Genomic DNA, 3,999 nt, shown 5'->3' with positions numbered 1-3,999 from the left:
GGAATGAGCCGGGTGGCGCGGTCGAGCAGTTCGGCGACGCCGATTCCGGTCTTGCCGGAAACGCGCAGCACGTCCTCCGGCTTGCCGCCGATGAGGCTCGCGAGTTCCTTCGCGTACTTGTCTGGATCTGCGGCGGGCAGGTCGATCTTGTTGAGCACCGGGATGATCGTGAGGTCGTTCTCGAGGGCCAGGTAGAGGTTCGCGAGGGTCTGGGCTTCGATGCCCTGGGCCGCGTCGACGAGCAGGATGGCGCCCTCGCAGGCCGCGAGGCTCCGGGAGACCTCGTAGGTGAAGTCGACGTGACCGGGGGTGTCGATCATGTTGAGCGCGTAGGCCTGGCCGTCGAGTTCCCAGGGCATCCGCACGGCCTGGCTCTTGATCGTGATGCCGCGTTCGCGTTCGATGTCCATGCGGTCGAGGTACTGGGCCCGCATCAGGCGGTCGTCGACGACGCCGGTGATCTGCAGCATCCGGTCGGCGAGGGTGGACTTGCCGTGGTCGATGTGCGCGATGATGCAGAAGTTACGGATGAATGCCGGCGGTGTTGCGGCCGGCAGGAACGCCGTGAGGGGTCTGGGTGACATGATCCGGTAATTCTCCCATAGCTCAGGCCCGCCGCCGATTTCGCCGTCTCCGCTGCGGCAGATCGAACGCGGTTCGGTCGGGGAGACCGAGTAGCCGACCCGATTATCGGCCGGACCGATTAACTGGTATCGTTGCCTGTTGGCTTGCGTGTTGGGTCCCACCCCACCACGATTTTGCCGTACGGCGCCCTCTACCGCCACGCGGCCCATCCGAACAAGAACCTAACGAAAGCGTATAAACGTGGCAAATATCAAGTCGCAGATCAAGCGAATTGGCACCAACAAGAAGGCCCAGGAGCGCAACAAGGCGGTCAAGAGCGAGTTCAAGACCGCTGTTCGCGCTGCGCGCCTCGCTGTCACCTCCGGCGACAAGGACAAGGCTGTCGCCAGCCTCGCGATTGCGTCGAAGAAGCTCGACAAGGCCGTCAGCAAGGGTGTCATCCACCGCAACCAGGCCGCAAACAAGAAGTCGGCGCTCGCCAAGTCCGTCGGCGCGCTCGTCTAGTCTCTGCACCACCCAAAAAGCCCTCCGCCTCAGGCGGGGGGCTTTTTTGTCGTCCCGACCCCTTCGCGGGGCGGGACCCGGGTCTGTCAGCGCACCGAGGTGCGCTCGTAGAGGGCCATCGACCAGACGTAGCCGGCGACCGAGAGCAGGGCGCACCATCCGATCGCGAGCATCGGGTTCCAGCCGAGCGGGGTGCCGAGCAGGAGACCGCGGACGGTCTCGATGAACGACGTAAACGGCTGGTACTGCGCAAACGACTGCATCCATTCCGGCATCGAGCCCGTCGGCACGAAGCCGCTGCCCAGGAGCGGAAGGATCGTCAGGATCATCGGCAGGTTACTGGCGGTCTCGACGGTTTTCGACTGCATGCCCATGGCGACTCCGAGCCAGCTGACCGCGAACGAGACGAGCACGGTGAGTCCGGCGACGGCGAACCACTCTGCGACTCCCGCCGTCGGCCGGAATCCGACGAGGAGGCCGACTCCGAGCACGAGGGCGACGGCGATGATCGCCTGGATCGTGTTGCCGACGACGTGCCCGGCGAGGACTGCAGCGCGCGAGATCGACATTGTGCGGAACCGTGCCGTGATGCCCTCGGTCATGTCCATCGCGACGGTGATCGAGGCGCCGCTCGCGGTCCCTGCACTGGTGATCACGAGGATGCCCGGCATGACGTATGCGAGGTAGGCGTCGCGGCCGCTCGCGGGATCGACGCCGGGCAGTCCTGCCCCGAGCGTGCCGCCGAACACGAAGACGAGGAGCAGCAGAATCACCACGGGCCCGAGGATGGTGAACATCGACAGGCCGGGATACCGAACCATGTGCAGCAGGTTGCGACGCAGCATGGTGATCGCGTCGGCGACGGTATGCGATGGCCGGCGGCCGCGTGGTGTTGCCTGACGCCGGGCCGTGAGGGTGGTCATGATTCGGTTCCCTTCGTGTCGACCCGGCCCGGCCGATCCTTCGTGCCGGTGAGGGCGAAGAACACGTCGTCGAGATCCGGGGTGTGGATGCTGAGGTCGTCGACCTCGACGCCGGCGGCATCGAGGCGATCCAGGATGCCGCGCAGCGCGCCGACCGTACCGTCGCCCGGCACCGTGAGCGCGAGTCCCGCCTCATCGCGAGCGGACTCACCGAACAGGCGCGAGGCAGCGTCGAGCGCCGCGCTATCCGGGAGACGCAGCCGGATGTGCCCGCCTGGCACGAGGCGCTTGAGCTCGTCCGGCGTTCCCTCCGCGACGATCCGGCCGCCGTCGAGCACCGCAATGCGGTCCGCGAGTTCGTCCGCTTCCGCCAGTTGCTGGGTGGTGAGCAGCACCGTCGTCCCCTGCGCGACGAGGTCGCGCACGATGTCCCAGACGGTGTGGCGACTCCTCGGGTCCAGCCCGGAGGTGGGCTCGTCGAGGAAGATCACGCTCGGGGCCTGGACGAGCGTCATCGCGAGGTCGAGACGGCGGCGCATCCCGCCGGAATAGGTCGCGAGCGGCTTGCGGGCCGCCTCGACGAGGTCGAACTGCTCGAGCAGTTCGGTCACCCTGGCCTTCGATCGTTTCGCGCCGAGGTGACGCAGCCTGGCCATCAGCTGGAGGTTCTCCTCGCCGGTGAGCAGGCCGTCGACCGCCGAGAACTGGCCGGTGACGCCGATCGCGGCGCGCACGCCGTCGTGGTCGCGCAGGACGTCGCATCCGTTCACGAAAGCCGTGCCGCCGTCCGGTCGCACGAGCGTGGACAGGATGTGCACGGTTGTCGTCTTCCCTGCGCCGTTCGGGCCGAGCAACGCTGTGACGGTGCCCGCGGCAACGGAGAGGTCGACGTCGTCGAGTACGACCCGTCCGCCGTAGGACTTGCACAGTCCGTGGACGTCGATCGCTGAGCTGGTCATGGTCTTCCCTTCTCGTGATGTCTTCTGGTGGTGGGGATCTCGGACGGCACGGTCATCGGGCGCGCCGGATGCTGATGTCGCTGTGCTGGGTGCGGGCACGGACCGAGACGGTCGGCTCCGAAGCGTCGGGAGCGCGGTCGCCCGCCAGTTCGTTGCGCACCCTCCCGTCTTTCGAGGAGAGGTCGAGCCAGGCGGGCACGCCGGACCGGACGCCGATGGTGACCTGGCCGTAGCCGCTCTCGACCTGGATGGAACCGCTCGAGACCTCGTGCACGTGGATGCTGCCATATGCGGTCTTCGCCGTGACGGAGGCGAGCGCCTGTGTCACGTCGAGGTCGCCGTAGGAGAGTTTCGCGTCGAGATCGCCACAGGCCTCCCCGACCATGATGCTGCCGTGGGACGCCTTGAGGATCGCGTCACCGGCAATGGTGCCGACCCGGATCTGGCCGTGGTCGGCCGTGACCTCGATTCCACCCCCGACGGTCGCAACGGTCGCGTTGCCGTGCGCCGCGCGCAGCCACAGGTCGCCGGTGGCGTCGAGGTCGACGGGTCCGGTTGAGGACTTGATGCGGGTGTTGCCCAGGCGCCCGACGGTCCGCACGCCGCCGACACTGATCTCTGCGGTCAGCCGCGACCCCGCGGGGAGCTCGACCGTCACGTCGACGGACTCCGTCGGGCCGATGACGCTGAAGCGGGGCTTCGGACCGGTCACGGTCAGTCGCCGGCCGTCGAAGTCGACCGTCGTCTCCTCCGCGCCGCGGCGGTCGACGGCCTTTGCCGGGTTGGTCGCCGACACCGTTACGACGGTCTCCGTGCGGTCGCCGGCGAAGACGTCGATCATGCCGACCGGCAGGTTGATGGCGAGGTCGATCGGGGTGGGTGTTGGGTAGCTGGGCATGCTGGCGCCTCCCTTTCTGTGGGCTGGAGCAGTTCTTGGAACGGGTGTCCGGCCCCGACATGCGGGCCGGTGGATGCCGGGGCGGGGCCGGTCAGCGCGCCCAGCCTGCGAAGTTGTCGCCGGTGCGGAG

General features: G+C 67.7%; 5 protein-coding genes. 1 reads left to right on the top strand and 4 read right to left on the bottom strand.

Annotation, left to right across the window (positions count from 1 at the left end):
- A partial coding sequence (locus QN345_RS16430) for a GTP-binding protein (protein ID WP_323508892.1) occupies positions 1-584 on the bottom strand: 584 nt, incomplete at its 3' end.
- Between the two features lie 241 nt (positions 585-825).
- Between QN345_RS16430 and rpsT the strand changes: the two genes are divergently transcribed.
- Positions 826-1,089, top strand: coding sequence for a 30S ribosomal protein S20 (gene rpsT, locus QN345_RS16425; RefSeq protein WP_134446062.1), 264 nt, complete (start codon positions 826-828; stop codon positions 1,087-1,089).
- Positions 1,090-1,175: 86 nt separating this feature from the next.
- Here the strand turns inward: rpsT and QN345_RS16420 are convergent, their stop codons facing one another.
- From QN345_RS16420 to QN345_RS16410, 3 genes are read right to left on the bottom strand one after another with little or no spacing between them, the layout of a single operon-like run.
- Positions 1,176-2,012: an ABC transporter permease gene (locus QN345_RS16420; RefSeq protein WP_323508891.1), complete on the bottom strand. Its 837-nt coding sequence runs from the start codon at positions 2,010-2,012 to the stop codon at positions 1,176-1,178.
- Positions 2,009-2,971, bottom strand: a complete 963-nt coding sequence (locus QN345_RS16415) for an ATP-binding cassette domain-containing protein (protein ID WP_134446064.1) — start codon at positions 2,969-2,971, stop codon at positions 2,009-2,011. Before QN345_RS16415 ends, QN345_RS16420 begins: the two co-directional genes overlap by 4 nt.
- A gap of 52 nt (positions 2,972-3,023) precedes the next feature.
- The gene (locus QN345_RS16410) at positions 3,024-3,869 is read right to left on the bottom strand and encodes a DUF4097 family beta strand repeat-containing protein (RefSeq protein ID WP_134446065.1); all 846 of its coding nucleotides are present in this window, start codon (positions 3,867-3,869) and stop codon (positions 3,024-3,026) included.
- Between the last annotated feature and the right edge of the window lie 130 nt (positions 3,870-3,999).

Origin of the sequence: Cryobacterium sp. 10I1, assembly GCF_035019805.1 — a bacterium.
Taxonomy (GTDB): Bacteria; Actinomycetota; Actinomycetes; order Actinomycetales; family Microbacteriaceae; genus Cryobacterium; species Cryobacterium glucosi.
The sequence above is the reverse complement of the archived record's forward strand: the minus strand, read 5'-3'. Positions and strand labels throughout refer to the sequence as shown.